Below are 15,348 nucleotides of genomic sequence, written 5' to 3'. Positions count from 1 at the left end.
TCATATAATGCCTTTCACAAAACTTTGAATATCGTGCTGCAAGTTAGTACTGTTTTCGATGGCTTTCACAAAAGCGCTGCCGATAATGGCGCCATTGCTGTTGGTGCAGGCGGTCTCGAAGGTGCCGCGATCCCTGATGCCGAAGCCGATCAGTACGGGATTCTTCAATTCCATCGCCTTCAGGCGGGCAAAATAAACCTGCTGGTCCGCCATCACCTTGTCTTTCCCCGTAGTGGAGGAGGAAGATACGGCGTACACGAAGCCTTTGCTGAGGCTGTCTATTTTGCGGATGCGCGCTTCGCTGGTTTCCGGCGTTACGAGGAAGATGAGATGAAGACCGTATTGTTCGAACAGCGGCTTGTATTCATGCTCGTATTCATCCATCGGCAGGTCCGGCAATATTAAACCGTCAATGCCCACTTCCGCGCACTTTTTGCAGAAGTTCTCCACGCCGAACTGCAGCACGGGGTTCATATATCCCATCAGTATAACGGGGAGGCTTACACGATCGCGGAAGCCTTTCAGCTGATCGAACAGCACGCTGATGCGCATGCCGTTGGCGATGGCGCGGGTGCTGCTGTCCTGTATAACGGGACCGTCCGCCAGCGGATCGGAGAAGGGCATGCCCAGTTCCACCATGTCCGCGCCGCTTTGCTGCAGGGCTTCCACAACAGAAACGGTATCGTTGAGCGCCGGGAACCCGGCGGTGCAATATATATTGAGGATGCGTTGCGGTTTGTTGCGAAAAAGTTGATCGATGCGATTCATGGCCTTTTACTTTAGATGTTTGATATAGGTTTCCAGGTCCTTATCCCCCCGGCCGCTCAGGCATACCACCACTACATTGTCCGGTTGCAGCGGCAGTTCTTTCAGTTTGGCGAGCGCATGGGCGGATTCCAGCGCCGGGATGATGCCTTCCAGCAGGCTCAGTTCGTATGCCGCGGCGAGGGATTCATCGTCTGTTGCGTTGAGGAACTGCGCGCGGCCTGTTTCATAGAGATGCGCGTGCAGCGGCCCTACGCCGGGGTAATCCAGCCCCGCGGAAATGGAGTGCGGCTCCACGATCTGGCCATCGTCCGTTTGCATGAGCAGGGTTTTGCTGGCATGGATAATACCGAGCCTGCCAAGCTGGGAAGTGGCGGCGGAATATCCGCTGTTCACGCCTTTGCCGGCAGCTTCCACGGCTACGAGCTTCACGTTCCCGCGGTCGGTGAAGTGAAAGAACGCGCCGGCGGCATTGCTGCCTCCGCCAACGCAGGCGATCACGTAATCAGGATCTTCGCTGCCTGTTTTTTCCAGCAGCTGCTGTTTGATCTCTTCGGAGATGACGGACTGAAAACGCGCGACCATATCGGGATATGGATGCGGACCAACAACGGAACCGATGATGTAATGGGTGTCTACCGGATTGTTGATCCAGTCGCGGATCGCTTCGTTGGTGGCGTCTTTGAGAGTTTTGCTGCCGCTGGTGGCGGGCACCACGGTGGCGCCGAGCATCTTCATCCTGGCTACGTTGGGGGCCTGGCGTTGAATGTCCACACTGCCCATGTACACGATGCATTCCAGGTCCATCAGGGCGCAGACGGTGGCCGTGGCTACGCCATGCTGGCCCGCGCCGGTTTCCGCGATGATGCGTTTTTTGCCGAGGCGCTTTGCCAGCAATATCTGGCCGATGGTGTTGTTCACTTTATGCGCGCCGGTGTGGTTCAGGTCTTCCCGCTTCAGGTAGATCTTCGCCTTGTATTTTTCGGATAGCCGTTTGGCAAAATATAAAGGAGAGGGACGGCCTACATAGTCTTTGAGCAGCTGCTCAAACTCCTGCTGAAAACCGGGGTCCGACATGATCTGCAGGTATTGCTGCCTTAGCTCTTCCACGTTGGGGTACAGCATTTCGGGGATGTAAGCTCCGCCGAACTGGCCGTAGTAGCCTTTTTCATTTACATGATACCTGGATTGTGAGGTATTCACCGCTATATCCATGATGCGTTTTATTTTTTTATGTTTTGTTTTAATTGTTTGATGAAGGCGGCGACCTTTTCCATGTCCTTTACGCCGGGAGCCGTTTCAAAACGGCTGTTCACATCCACCGCGAACAGCTTTTCATGACGCCATTGCAGCAAAGCTTCCACATCATCTGGACCAATGCCGCCGCTCAGGAAAAAGGGCTGATCGAGCCGGTAATCTTTCAGCAGTTCCCAGTTGAACTGCCGGCCGGTGCCGCCATAATCCGCGCTTGCCGTATCGAAAAGAAAATAATCGCTGACCTCCCGGAAAGACGATGCCTGCCCGTATCCTTTTTCATCCACATGAAACACTTTCATCACCGGCACCGTTGCGCGCAGCTGTTCGCACAGCGCGATGCTTTCATGGCCGTGCAGCTGTATCATGTCCAGCCCGTAATCCTTCACCGTCTGCAATACCTGCTGCGCGTCCGCATTCACGAACACGCCTACCTTGCCGATGTGCTTTCCTTTTTCCCGCACGGTGCGGCCGTCGAGCTTGTTGCCGGCGAAGCGCGGGGATTTACCGTAGAAGATAAAACCAGCGTAATCGGCGCCGAGTGCTACCAATGCTTCCAGGTCTTCCGGCCTGGTGATACCGCAGACTTTTATTTTCATGCGTCCATTTTGATTTTCGTACAGACTTAGTTCCTTTGATGTTTTCCGGCCTGATGGCGCGGGATCAACTCATCCACCGGTGTGGGGAGGCTGCTGTTCTGCCTGCAAGGCTTTCAACTGCCGGGTGAACGTCTCAAACGCGCTGCCCGGATTGTCTGCTTTCATAAAATGCTCTCCGATCAGGAAACCGTCGAACCCGGCGTTCTTCAGGGTGATGATCGTTGCCGGGTCATCCATCCCGCTTTCCGCTACTTTACTGTATTCCGCCGGGATCTGTTGCAGCAGTTCCATCGAGCGGTGAATGTCCACTTTAAAGGTGGTCAGGTCGCGGTTATTGATGCCCACGAGCGCCGTGTCCGGCGTGATCTTCTCCAGCTGCTCCGCGCTGTGCACTTCCAGCAGTACTTCCAGCCCGAGGTTTGTTGCGTATTTTGCAAGACGCGCCACTTCAGCTTTATGAAGGCATTCCGCGATCAGCAGGATCACATCCGCGCCAATCGCTCTTGCTTCCGCAATCTGGTATTCATCGATCACAAAATCCTTGCGAAGGATAGGTATGTTGTTCACAGCGCGCGCCTGCTGCAGGTCGTCCATCGAACCGCCAAAAAATTGCTGGTCTGTGAGCACAGACAAGCCGGAAGCTCCATTTCGTGCATACGCCGCCGTTACTTCCTGTACATTCGCGGTGCCATTGATCACGCCTTTGGAAGGCGACTGCCGCTTGAATTCGGCGATGATGCCGGTGCGCTCCGGGTTTTTCAGGAAAGCGCGCAGCGAATGAACGGGACGGCTGAACATGGGGGAACGCTCCAGCTCGTCGATCCCGCGCATCTTTCTGCGTTCGTCCACTTCTGTTCTTTTATGCGCGATTATTTCCTGTAAGATATTTCTCATGATTGTAACGCGATCAGTTGTTTGAATGATTGATATGCTGCGCCGGATTCCAGTGATTCCACCGCTGCCTGGAAGCATTCATCGTAGGTGGGGTATTCTTCCAGGCAGAACAGCCCCATGGCGGCATTCGCCATCACTACGGAGTTCTGCGCCCAGCTGCCTTCGCCCTTCAGCACTTTCATGAATATCTTCGCGGCTTCTTCGGTGGAATTGCCGCCGTAGATATCTTCCGCATGCACCTTGCGTTTGCCGAGCGCTTCGGGCGTCCAGTCCTGCTCGCCTTTGTTGGTGATGATGCGGGTATCACCGGTGAGGGAGATCTCGTCGTACCCGTCCAGGCTGTGCACGATGGCAAACTGTTTGTCCGTCTGCTGGAACAGGTAGTTGTAGATCCTCGCCATTTCCAGGCTGTACACGCCGATCAGCTGATGCTGCGCGAAGGCGGGGTTCACGAGGGGCCCGAGCATGTTAAAGAAGGTGCGGACGCCGAGCTGCCGGCGCACACCGGCCACGTTCTTCAGCGCGGGATGGAAAAGCGGGGCATGTAAAAAGCAGATGCCGGCCTCTTCCAGTTCATGCCGCAGTTGGCCCTGGTCGCTTTTGAATTTGTAGCCGACGGATTCCATTACATTGGAAGCGCCGCTGATCGAAGATACGCCATAGTTGCCGTGCTTGGCTACCTTTCCGCCAGCTCCCGCCACAATGAAGCAGGAGAGCGTGGAAACGTTGAAGGTGTTCTTTCCGTCCCCGCCGGTGCCAACGATATCCAGCACGGCGTGACCGTCAAGATTAACAGGCACACACAGTTCCAGCAAAGCGTCGCGGAAGCCGAGCAGCTCTTCTATGGTGATGCTGCGCATGAGGAAGACCGTCATAAAGGCGGCCAGCTCGCTTTCGTTGTAAGCGCCTTTGGAAATATTAGTGAGTATTTCCCGGGCGCTTTCGCGTGAGAAGGTTTTATGCTCGAAGAGGTAGTTGAGTATTTTTTTCATTTCAAATATTTAACCAGTTACGCAGTATCCGTTCTCCTTCGGGCGTCAGCACGCTTTCCGGGTGGAACTGCACACCGCTTACATCGTATTTTTTATGTTGCACGGCCATCACATAGCCGTTCTCGTCGCGGGCGGTCACTTCCAGCTCCGCGGGCAACGTTTTTTCGTCTATTACCCAGGAGTGATAGCGCCCAACATTGAGGCTGTCCGGCAGTCCGGAAAAAAGCCGTCCGCTCCGGGCGGTGATCTGCACGGGCGTCGCCACGCCGTGATACACATCTTTCAGGTTGATGAGCTTCGCGCCGAAAGCCTCGCCTATGGCCTGTTGACCAAGGCATACTCCGAAAATCGATTTGGAGGCGGCATACCTTTTAATGAGCGGCAGGAGTAATCCCGCTTCTTCGGGTATACCGGGACCGGGGGAAAGGATGATCCGGTCGTATTGTTCCACATCGTCCAGGCTGATCTCGTCATTACGCACCACGGTCACTTTGCCGCCGATGATCTTTTCCACGAGGTGCACAAGATTGTAGGTAAACGAATCGTAATTGTCAAACACCAGAATATTCATATCAGATATTTTGCGCCAGGTCGATCGCCTGTTTTAATGCATTGAGTTTATTGTTCACTTCCTGAAGCTCCGAGCTGGCAACGGATTTGGCTACTACACCGGCGCCGGCCTGGTAGTAGAGCGTGTTGTTGCGGCTGAGGATGGAACGGATCATGATGGCATGATTGAAATTGCCGTTAAATCCTACAAAGCCCACACATCCGCCGTAAAAGCCCCGCGCAGTCGGTTCATAGCTGTCGATCAGCTCCATGGCCTTGTATTTGGGCGCTCCCGAAAGAGTGCCTGCCGGGAAAGTAGCGGCGAGGATGTCGAATGGGCTTACGCCTTCGCTGATCTTCCCGGTTACTTCGCTGACGAGGTGTATGACGTGGGAGTAATATTTGATCTGACGGTAGGTTTCCACTTCCACATCTTTTGCATAGCGGCTCAGGTCGTTACGGGCAAGGTCTACCAGCATCACGTGTTCCGCGTTTTCCTTGGGATCTTCCAGCAGCTGGTCCGCCAGCTCTTTGTCCTGCTCGTCGTTGCCGGTGCGTTTGAATGTGCCCGCGATGGGGTGGATCACGGCTTTCCGGTCTTTGATGATCAACTGCGCTTCCGGCGAAGAGCCCATCAGTTTGTAATCGCCGTAATCGAAATAAAAAAGATAAGGGGATGGATTGATGGAGCGGAGGGCGCGGTAGACGTTGAACTCATCGCCCGAAAAAGTGCGGTGGAAGGCCCTTGACAGCACGATCTGGAACACGTCGCCGCGGAAGCAGTGCTGCTTGCCTTTTTCCACCATGGCCATGTAATCCTCGTCCGTCATATTACTTTGTTCCGCTTCTTTTACGGCAAACGGATAACTCGGAAAATCCTTGTTGCGGATCAGTGATTCAAGGAAGCTGAACTCGCTTTCCTGGCCGTCCACCAGGTTTTCGATGAGGAACATTTCATCCTTGAAGTGGTTGATGGCGATCACGTACTGGTAAAAACGGTAGCGCATGAGCGGAATGGTGTTTCCCGCCGCGGGGCGCTTTGTAAAGGCGATCTTTTCAAAGAACTGCACGGAATCGTAAGTACTGTAACCGAACAGCCCTTCCGCGAAGGGCACGGGCGATTTTTCGGAGAAGGAAAAGCTTTTGAGGAAAGCGTCCATCTCTTTCAGCACTTCCTGGCGGCTTTTGAGCTGTTTGTGCTCAACGGGCTGGCCGGGATATTTGAATTCAAAAATATCCGTGGAAGTCACTTCAATGCCGGCGATGGGCTTGATGCCGATGAAGGAGAAGCTGTTCTCGCTGGCATGGGAGTCCGTGCTTTCCAGCAGAATGCTGCCCGGGAACTTGTCGCGGATGCGGAGGTAGATGCTCACCGGGGTGAAAACGTCCGCCAGCATTTGTTTTGATCGTGTTTTTACCTGAATTTTCTTCATTCGTTCATTTTGATTTCTTACGGGCCTCATGGAATCTCGCATAGGCATGCTCGATTTCATCTTTTTAGTTTACCGAAACACCTGAAAACGAAGAAGGCCCGCTGTGTACAGCGAGCCTTCTAAAGTATCTATAATACAAACATGGCACTGTTACACAGCGGAGAATCCTTCTGCGTGCCACCAATGTTTGTATGTAATGTTCTTTTGCATTGTGAGAGCAAATATGGGGGGATTTATTCAAAAATGCAAATTTTCTTTTGTCCATCTTACAACACCCCTTTCGTGCTTGGTAACTGCATATTGTCCGGATTCCGCTTCACGGCCATTTTGATGGCTTTTGCAAATGCCTTGAAGATGGCTTCGATCTTGTGGTGCTCGTTCTCCCCTTCCGCCTTGATGTTCAGGTTGCATTTGGCGGCGTCGGAAAAGGATTTGAAGAAGTGGAAGAACATCTCTGTGGGCATCTCCCCTATCTTTTCGCGCTTAAATTCCGCATCCCAAACGATCCAGTTACGTCCTCCGAAATCGATCGCTACCTGCGCCAGGCAATCGTCCATCGGCAGGCAGAAGCCATACCTTTCCGTGCCTTTTTTATCAGCCAGCGCCATGGCAAAGGCTTCCCCGAGGGCAATGCCCGTGTCTTCGATGGTGTGATGCTCGTCGATGTGCAGGTCTCCTTTGGCCTGGATGTCCAGGTCTATGCTGCCGTGGCGGGCGATCTGGTCCAGCATGTGATCGAAGAAAGCGAGGCCGGTGTGGATGCTGGCCTGTCCTTTTCCGTCCAGGTTCAGGTTTATTCTGATGTCTGTTTCTTTGGTGGTGCGGATGTGTTCCACTTTCCGCAGCCCTATTTTCAGGAATTCGTAGATCTTCGCCCAGTCGGTGCTTTCCAGCGCGATCACGTCCTGCAGGCCGCCGGCGTCTGTTACTTCGCCCGCCCCCAGGGAGGTGCCGGCATTCAGCCAGATCGCTTTGGCGCCGAGGTTCTGCGCCAGCTTTACGTCCGTGATGCGGTCGCCGATCACATAGGAATTCGCGAGGTCGTAATCCGGACTGAAATACTGTTTCAGCATGCCGATGCCCGGTTTGCGGGTGGGCAGGTTATCTTCCGGGAAGCTTTTGTCGATGTGCACCGCCGCGAATTTGATGCCTTCATTCTCGAAGGATTGCATGATGTGCCGGTGCGGGGCGGTGAAGGTATCTTCGGGGAAGGACGGGGTACCCAGGCCGTCCTGGTTCGTGACCATCACCAGCTCATAATCCAGCTCGGCGGCTATTTTGCCGAGGTAGGTGAATACTTTGGGATAGAACTCCACCTTTTCAAGGCTGTCGATCTGGTAAGTGGGCGGCACTTCCTTGATCATCGTACCGTCCCTGTCTATGAATAATACTCTCTTCATAATATCATTTATTTTTGAGCGGCCACGGCCTGCAAAGCGGTCAATAATTCCCTGTTTTCGGCGGGCGTTCCGATGGTGATGCGGAGGCATCCGGCGCAAAGCTCTACTTTAGAGCGGTCGCGCACGATGATCCCCTTTTCCACGAGATGCTGGTAAATGCCTTTGGCATCCGTTGTTTTCACCAGCAGGAAATTCGCATCGCTCGGGTATACCTTTTCCACGATGGGCAGCGTGTTCAGCGCCTGTTCCAGTTGATTGCGTTCTTCTACTGTTTCTCTGATCCAGCTGTTGACCTGCTCAATGTTGTTTAACGCTTCCAGCGCCAGTTCCTGCGATGCCTGGTTGATGTTGTACGGCGGTTTGATCTTGTTGAACACGTTGATGATGTCTTCACTGGCGAAGGCCATGCCCACCCGCAGCGCGGCGAGGCCCCAGGCTTTGGAGAGCGTCTGGAGGATCACGAGGTTGGGATATTCGGTCAGCTCCTGTATCAACGTTTTCTGTTTGGAAAAGTTGATGTACGCTTCATCTACCACCACGATCCCGTCAAAGTTATTCAGTATCATTTCGATGTCTTCCCGCCGGATGGCGTTTGCCGTGGGGTTGTTGGGGGAACAGATGAAAATGAGTTTTGTATTCGCGTCGATGGCGGCTTCCATGGCGGGGAGGTCCAGCTGGAAATCTTCCGTCAGTGTGGCTTTGCGAACGGTTACATCGTTGATGTTGGCGCTTACTTCGTACATGCCGTAGGTAGGTGGACAAAGCAGCACGTTGTCGATGCCCGGCCGGCAGAACGCGCGGTAGAGGATGTCGATGGCTTCATCGCTGCCGTTGCCGAGGAAAATGTTCTGCGGCGGCACGCCTTTGATATCGGCCAGTTTATATTTCACCTTCCATTGGAGCGGGTCCGGGTAACGATGATAAGCTTGCGGCAGGGGTGAGCCGAAGCTGTTCTCGTTGGCATCCAGGAACACGGAGGCTTCGCCTTTGAACTCGTCGCGGGCGGAAGAATATGGAACGAGGCGTTTGATGTTATCTCTCAGGAGATTATTCAGGTCGAACATATAGTTGAATTACGAATTTATTCTGATGGATACCGCGCGGCGGTGCGCTTCCAGTCCTTCCGCGGAGGCCATGGCCTCAATAGCGGGACCGAGCGATTGCAGCCCTTCGCGGGTGAGCCGCTGGAAGGTGATCTTTTTCACGAAGCTGTCCACGCTCACGCCGCTGTAAGCCGTGGCATAGCCGTTGGTGGGCAGGGTGTGATTGGTGCCGGAGGCGTAGTCGCCCGCGCTTTCGGGGGAATAGTTCCCCAGGAACACGGAGCCCGCGTTGACCACCCGCGTTGCCAGTGCTTCGTCGTTTTCGCAGGCCATGATAAGGTGTTCGGGCGCGTAGGCGTTGAGCATGTCCATCGCTTCGTCCCGGTCGGCGACCAGTACCAGCTTGCTGTTATCAAGCGCTTTGGCGGCCAGTTCCTTTCGCGGAAGCGCTGCAAGCTGCTGTTGCACGGCGGCTTCCACGTTTTTCAGCACCTCTTCGGAAGTAGTGACGAGCAGCACCTGGCTGTCCGCCCCATGCTCCGCCTGCGAAAGCAGGTCCGCCGCCACGAATGCGGGCACACAGCTGTCATCCGCGAACACGGCCACTTCGGAAGGCCCCGCTGGCATGTCTATCGCAGTGCCGGCGCTGTTCACGAGCTGCTTCGCGCAGGTAACGTACTGGTTGCCCGGCCCGAAGATCTTGTACACTTTTGGCACGCTTTCCGTGCCATAGGCCATGGCGCCGATCGCCTGTACGCCGCCGGTCTTGAACACTTCTGTAATGCCGGTATATTGCGCGGCCCACAGCACGGCGGGATGTACGGCGCCATTCTTACCCGGCGGCGTGCACAGCACAATGCGGCCGCAGCCGGCGAGACGGGCGGGAATGGCCAGCATGAGGATCGTGGAGAACAGCGGCGCGGTGCCGCCGGGGATGTACAGGCCCACCTTTTCGATGCCTACCGGTTTACGCCAGCATTGCACGCCGGGCATGGTTTCCACCATCTTCACTGCTTCCACCTGCGGGCGGTGAAATGCTTCGATATTGGCGGCAGCGCGGCGGATGGCGTCTTTCAGGGATGCATCGAGGGAAGCGTCCGCGATGGCGAACTCCTCCGGAGAAACAAGTATATCCGTTAGCGTTACTTTGTCGAATTGCACTGTATATTTTCTAAGCGCCGCATCGCCGTTTGCTTTCACATCAGCGAGGATGGCGGACACGGTGGCCTCCAGCTGGCGGTTGTCCAGCACCGGGCGTTGCAGCAGCGTGGCCCATGTATCTTTTTCCGGGTAGCGGATGATCTGCATAACGAAGTTTTTATATCACCATTTTTTCGATCGGTACTACCAGTATGCCCTGTGCGCCGGCGGCTTTCAGGCTTTCGATGATGTCCCAGAAATCGTTTTCGTTGAGCACGGAGTGCACGGAGCTCCAGCCGGCTTCCGCGAGCGGCAGCACGGTGGGGCTTTTCATTCCCGGCAGCAGGCCGATGATCTCGGGCAGCTTGTCGTTCGGCGCATTCAGCAGCACGTATTTGTTGTTCTTTGCTTTCTTTACGGCCTGTATGCGGAAGATCAGCTTGCCGAGCAATTGCTCCTGTTCGGGCGTGAGGCTGTTGTTGGCCACCAGGATGGCTTCGGAGCGGAGGATGGTTTCCACTTCTTTCAGGCCATTCATGAACAGGGTGGAGCCGCTGCTCACAAGGTCGCAGATGGCGTCCGCCAGCCCGATGCCCGGCGCTATTTCAACGGAACCGCTGATCTCGTGGATCTCCGCCGTGATGTTCATTTTCTTCAGGTAGTCACCGAGGATCACGGGATAGCTGGTGGCGATGCGCTGCCCGTCGAGGTCCTGAATGGAATTGTAGGTCATTGACCGGGGTACGGCCATGGCTAAACGGCATTTGCCGAAGCCCAGCTTTTCCACGGTGCGCAGGGGGCGGTTCTTTTCCAGCACTACGTTCTCGCCTACGATGCCGATGTCGGCCACACCGTCTTCCACGTACTGCGGGATATCGTCATCACGAAGGAAGAACACCTCCAGCGGGAAGTTACTGGCTTCTGTCTTGAGTTTGTTTACGCCGTTGTTGATGTCTATCCCGCATTCTTTCAGCAGTTTGATAGAATCGTCGTGTAGCCGGCCGGACTTCTGAATGGCAATTCGTAGTTTCATCTGTTAATATTTATTTTTTACGGGCCAGATGGAACCTTACGGTTTCATCTGTTATCGTTTTTGAAACAAAAAAGGCTTACCGGGATGCGGTAAGCCTTCTATGGTGAATATCTGTGTGTACATTACAGCATCCCCTGCCTACCGCATTGGTAAGTATGGTGATGATGGGTATGTACGTTGTTGTTCATGTTTTATAATTCGAGTGCAAATTTAGGAAGTAATCCGGATAATCAAATTAATTTCTTGTAAATCCTTCCATATTTTGAAAATATCTAAAAATGGTCCTCCTCTGACCCGCATTCTTTATTTTTGAATATCAATCATCACACCATGCAATTCAATCTTTTCCCGAAAGAGGTATATATCAACAGAAGAAAACGGCTGCAGGAGCTGGTCGGCTCCGGCCTGATCCTGCTGATGGGCAACCAGGAAAGCAGTATGAACTATAAGGATAACTGGTATCCGTTCCGGCAGGACAGCACTTTCCTGTATTACTTCGGGCTGGATGTAGCCGGCCTGGCCGCTACAATAGACGCGGAGAGCGGGGCAACGACCATTTTCGGGAACGAGCTGAGCATGGACGATATCATCTGGACCGGCCTGCTGCCTACCGTCCGCGAGATGGCGGAGATGGTGGGCGTTTCCTCCACGGCGCCCTACCAGAAGGCCGGGAAGCTGGTGCAGGACGCGCAGGCGCATGGGCGGACGGTCCACATCCTCAAACCCTACCGCCCGGAAAACAGCATGCAGCTGGCCGCCTGGCTGTGCACCGCGCCGGAGATGGCGGATTCCCTGACCCTGATCAAAGCGGTCATCGAACAACGAGCACATAAAGAAGCCATCGAAATAAAAGAGATCGAAGACGCCGTGTCTATCAGCGCTGACATGCACATGGCGGCCATCCGGCACACCAGGCCGGGCATGAAGGAATACGAGCTGGTAGCGAAGGTGGAGGAAGTGGCGGCCGCGGCCAACGGGCGGCTCTCCTACCCCGTGATCCTCAGCGTAAACGGACAGGTACTGCATAATCACTATCACGGCAATACGATCCGCGATGGACAAATGATCCTGAACGACGCCGGCGCGGAAAATGCCATGCACTATGCGGGCGACCTGACGCGCACATTCCCCGTGGGCAGGGAGTTTACAAGCCGGCAAAAAGAGCTCTACCAGATTGTGCTGGGTTCGATGGACCATGCCATCAGCTTACTCCGGCCGGGCATCACGTTCCGGGAAGTGCATGCGCAGGCCAGTGAAACCCTGCTGAGCGGACTGAAAGCGATCGGCCTCGTGAAAGGCGACCCCGCGGAAGCCGTGGCTGCCGGCGTACATACGCTGTTCTTCCAGTGCGGGTTGGGGCATATGATGGGGCTGGACGTGCATGATATGGAAGACCTCGGCGAAGAATACGTGGGCTACACGGATACCCTGAAAAAAAGCAAAGAATTCGGCTGGAAGTCCCTCCGGCTGGGCCGCGAGCTGGAAACAGGGTATGTGCTGACGGTGGAGCCGGGCATCTACATGATCCCCGAGCTGATCGACCGGTGGGCGGCGGAAAAGAAACTGGAACATTTCATCAACTATAAGGCCGTAGCGGCTTACAGGGATTTCGGCGGGATCAGGATCGAAGATAATTTCCTCATTACGGAAGACGGCAGCCACAAGCTTGGAAAGCATCTGCCGAAAACATTGAAGGAGATCGAAGCGCTGCGGCTGTACTAAACCCGGTTGCGCTCCTCGTCCACATCCGCCCAATACCGCATCCGGTAAGCGTTCATGGCCGTTTCGCCCAGTTTATTGATCAACCTGTAATTGACCACCACACCCACTACCGCGCCAATGATCGGTATCAGCTGCGCCATCTTGGCGATGTCCAGATGATCGCGGTACTCCTGCTGGAATTGACGCCAGTCGAACGCATTGATATCTTCCGGCAGCTCCCGGCTTCTGTTGTTCCAGTCCGTGATCTGCTCATATACCACCTTCCGGTGCTGCGGGCTGCTGAAGGCCAGCTGGAAAATATGCAGCAGGTATAGTCTTTCTTTATAATCTTTCACATCGTAGCCGTACAGGGTGGCAATGTCGAACAGCATTTTCAGCTTGATGCCGAGGAGGATGGGAAAATCCGCCAGGCCCAGCAATATGCCGCCCGCGCCGGTGATGCCGCCTTCCGCCGCGGCGGTTTTCCGGTAAATGTCGATCTGCCTGCGCACGGCTATTTCCGTCTGCCGCAGGGAAACATGCGGCGGCAAGGCAGGTACGGTGTATTTGGCGCCGAACAGCACGCCGCGCACCATCTGCTTGATGGTGACGGTAATGGCGTTGTGCACTTTTTCCGGGATCACGCGGTTGATGCGGTTTTGCAGGGACTTCGCCGTACGGTCCACCCACGAGGGACCTTTGCGCATTTTATGCTGCCAGTCTGCCAGTTCGCGCCGTGTTTGCTGATCGTACATCCTTCGGTATTTTTATAAAGATCGGCAAATGATGAATGCGGATTATCAGATATTTGTATGGAATAGCGCCGGATCGCCTTAAATTGCCTGCTGTATGGCTTTGAAAAATATTCTGAACAAAAGCTGGGTCGCCAATATCCTTTTCCTGATCGTGCTGCTGACGCTGAATGTGCTCATCAACATACAGTATACGCCGCTCAGCAATACCAGGGTATACCTGTACCAGGGCGTGTCTGTGCTGGCCGTATACATCATGGCGGTATTGCATAACAAATACATGCTGCAGCTGCTGATCATGAAACGGCAATACTGGCAGTACACCTGGCTGCTGGCGGGCTGGCTGGCCGTAACTACCGCTATCACCTATACGTTGCGGGTGCATATTTTCAAGGTGGATATAGAGATGTTCTGGATCGGCGATCTCGTGTTCGCCGTTACCTGCCTGCTGGTGGGCATCGGGTTGTGGTTCATGTACCGCCAGGCCACACTGCATACCATGGAGCTTCGCAACTCGCTGCTGATGCGGGATAAGGAGATCCAGTACCTGCAAAGCCAGCTGAACCCGCATTTCTTCTTTAACACCCTGAACAACCTCTACGGCGTCAGCCTCCGTTATCCCAACAAAACGCCCGAGCTGATCCTCAGCATATCCGAGCTGCTGCGCTATCAGCTGGAAAGCTCCCGCAAGCAGCTGGTGCCGCTGGAAGACGAGCTGCAGTTCATCCGCAACTATGTGCACCTCGAAAGAGCGCGCGTGCGGCAGCGCTGCCAGGTGAACTTCAAGAAAAAAGGAAGCGAGAAAGACCTGCTCATCACACCGCTTATCCTCATCACCTTTGTGGAGAACGCCTTCAAATACGCGCCTTCCAGCATACAGGCGAGCTACATCAAAGTGGAACTGGAGATCAGGAACGAAACGCTGTTGCTGCGCATCCGCAATACGGTGCCGGCTAACAAATCCTCCGTATCTTCGACGGGCGTGGGATTGAATAACGTCAAGCAGCGGCTTGCGCTGGCTTACCCTGACAAACATACGCTCGTCACGCATGAAGAGAACAATATTTATCATACAGAACTCCTTTTAACACTCGAACGCCATGCAAGTACTCCGTTGCCTGATCGTAGATGATGAACCCGGGGCGCATTATGTGCTGGAGGCGCACATCGAAAAAGTACAGGCCCTCCAGATCGTCGGCCATTGCTACAACGCCATGGAAACCGCCAACTTCCTGCACCGCGAGAAGGTGGACCTGGTATTCCTGGATATCAACATGCCGGAACTAAGCGGGCTGGACCTGCTGAAAATACTGAACAACAATCATCCCAAGATCATACTCACCAGCGCCTACAGCGAATTTGCGCTGGAAAGCTACGAGTACGATGTGGTGGACTACATCCTGAAACCCATCAGCTTCCCGCGCTTCCTCAAAGCCGTGAACAAGATCCTGCAGCAGGAAGCTCCTCCCGTCAGCCAGCCACAGGAGCCGCTGGTGCTGAAAACCGGCAGCACCCAAACCACAGTGGACCCGCAGGATATTTACTACGTGCAAAGCATGGGCAACTACGTGAAGGTGTACCTGGAAAACAAATGTCTTGTGGTGAACGCCACCACCGCGGAGATGGAAAAGCTTTTACCGACCGGTACGTTCGTGCGGATACATAAATCTTACATCATTGCGGCGGACAAAGTGGAAGAATGGGGGCCGCGGCATGTGGTGATCCTGGATGAGAGCCTGCCGGTGGGGCAGACGTTCAAAATCAATCTGAACAGGTTGAAGGAGAGGTAGGAT

General features: G+C 54.4%; 15 protein-coding genes. 3 read left to right on the top strand and 12 right to left on the bottom strand.

What is annotated here, in order from left to right; translation table 11 throughout:
• The 11 genes from trpA to hisG all read right to left on the bottom strand — a co-directional run bounded on the left by trpA (window position 1) and on the right by hisG (window position 11,102).
• Window positions 1-768 carry a tryptophan synthase subunit alpha gene (gene trpA, locus CCY01nite_RS13455; protein WP_146862355.1) on the bottom strand — a complete coding sequence of 256 codons (768 nt, stop codon included), beginning with the start codon at window positions 766-768 and terminating at the stop codon, window positions 1-3.
• Window positions 769-774: 6 nt separating this feature from the next.
• Entirely contained in the window at window positions 775-1,980 is a 1,206-nt protein-coding gene (gene trpB, locus CCY01nite_RS13450) for a tryptophan synthase subunit beta (RefSeq protein WP_146862352.1), read from the bottom strand.
• Between the two features lie 8 nt (window positions 1,981-1,988).
• On the bottom strand, window positions 1,989-2,618 hold the full coding sequence (locus tag CCY01nite_RS13445) for a phosphoribosylanthranilate isomerase (RefSeq protein WP_146862349.1): 630 nt from the start codon (window positions 2,616-2,618) through the stop codon (window positions 1,989-1,991).
• A 69-nt stretch (window positions 2,619-2,687) separates the two neighbouring features.
• Entirely contained in the window at window positions 2,688-3,512 is an 825-nt protein-coding gene (gene trpC / locus CCY01nite_RS13440; protein WP_146862347.1) for an indole-3-glycerol phosphate synthase TrpC, read from the bottom strand.
• The gene (gene trpD / locus CCY01nite_RS13435) at window positions 3,509-4,504 is read right to left on the bottom strand and encodes an anthranilate phosphoribosyltransferase (protein ID WP_146862344.1); all 996 of its coding nucleotides are present in this window, start codon (window positions 4,502-4,504) and stop codon (window positions 3,509-3,511) included. The genes trpC and trpD overlap by 4 nt, the downstream gene beginning before the upstream one ends.
• Before the next feature lies 1 nt (window position 4,505).
• Entirely contained in the window at window positions 4,506-5,075 is a 570-nt protein-coding gene (locus CCY01nite_RS13430; protein ID WP_146862341.1) for an anthranilate synthase component II, read from the bottom strand.
• Between the two features lies 1 nt (window position 5,076).
• Window positions 5,077-6,486, bottom strand: a complete 1,410-nt coding sequence (locus CCY01nite_RS13425) for an anthranilate synthase component I family protein (protein WP_146862338.1) — start codon at window positions 6,484-6,486, stop codon at window positions 5,077-5,079.
• A gap of 266 nt (window positions 6,487-6,752) precedes the next feature.
• Window positions 6,753-7,886 carry a bifunctional histidinol-phosphatase/imidazoleglycerol-phosphate dehydratase HisB gene (gene hisB, locus CCY01nite_RS13420; protein WP_146862335.1) on the bottom strand — a complete coding sequence of 378 codons (1,134 nt, stop codon included), beginning with the start codon at window positions 7,884-7,886 and terminating at the stop codon, window positions 6,753-6,755.
• 8 nt (window positions 7,887-7,894) lie between these two features.
• Complete coding sequence (gene hisC / locus CCY01nite_RS13415; RefSeq protein WP_146862332.1) at window positions 7,895-8,950, bottom strand: histidinol-phosphate transaminase; 1,056 nt, start codon at window positions 8,948-8,950, stop codon at window positions 7,895-7,897.
• A gap of 9 nt (window positions 8,951-8,959) precedes the next feature.
• Entirely contained in the window at window positions 8,960-10,237 is a 1,278-nt protein-coding gene (gene hisD, locus CCY01nite_RS13410; RefSeq protein ID WP_146862329.1) for a histidinol dehydrogenase, read from the bottom strand.
• Window positions 10,238-10,247: 10 nt separating this feature from the next.
• Entirely contained in the window at window positions 10,248-11,102 is an 855-nt protein-coding gene (hisG, locus tag CCY01nite_RS13405; protein ID WP_146862324.1) for an ATP phosphoribosyltransferase, read from the bottom strand.
• Window positions 11,103-11,432: 330 nt separating this feature from the next.
• On the opposite strand from hisG, the gene CCY01nite_RS13400 reads away from it, so the two are divergent.
• A complete protein-coding gene (locus CCY01nite_RS13400; RefSeq protein WP_146862321.1) occupies window positions 11,433-12,824 on the top strand; it encodes an aminopeptidase P family protein in 1,392 nt (463 codons plus the stop codon).
• On the opposite strand, the gene CCY01nite_RS13395 is transcribed toward CCY01nite_RS13400, so the two are convergent.
• Complete coding sequence (locus CCY01nite_RS13395; protein ID WP_146862318.1) at window positions 12,821-13,558, bottom strand: EcsC family protein; 738 nt, start codon at window positions 13,556-13,558, stop codon at window positions 12,821-12,823. The two genes, CCY01nite_RS13400 and CCY01nite_RS13395, sit on opposite strands and share 4 nt — an antisense overlap.
• Window positions 13,559-13,652: 94 nt before the next feature.
• On the opposite strand from CCY01nite_RS13395, the gene CCY01nite_RS13390 reads away from it, so the two are divergent.
• Complete coding sequence (locus CCY01nite_RS13390) at window positions 13,653-14,687, top strand: sensor histidine kinase (RefSeq protein WP_146862315.1); 1,035 nt, start codon at window positions 13,653-13,655, stop codon at window positions 14,685-14,687.
• Window positions 14,656-15,345, top strand: a complete 690-nt coding sequence (locus CCY01nite_RS13385; RefSeq protein ID WP_146862312.1) for a LytR/AlgR family response regulator transcription factor — start codon at window positions 14,656-14,658, stop codon at window positions 15,343-15,345. Before CCY01nite_RS13390 ends, CCY01nite_RS13385 begins: the two co-directional genes overlap by 32 nt.
• Window positions 15,346-15,348 lie beyond the last annotated feature (3 nt).

Source organism: Chitinophaga cymbidii (assembly GCF_007992715.1).
In the GTDB taxonomy this organism is placed as follows: domain Bacteria; phylum Bacteroidota; class Bacteroidia; order Chitinophagales; family Chitinophagaceae; genus Chitinophaga; species Chitinophaga cymbidii.
Note: the sequence above shows the minus strand (reverse complement) of the source record. Positions and strands in the feature narration are given on the sequence as shown.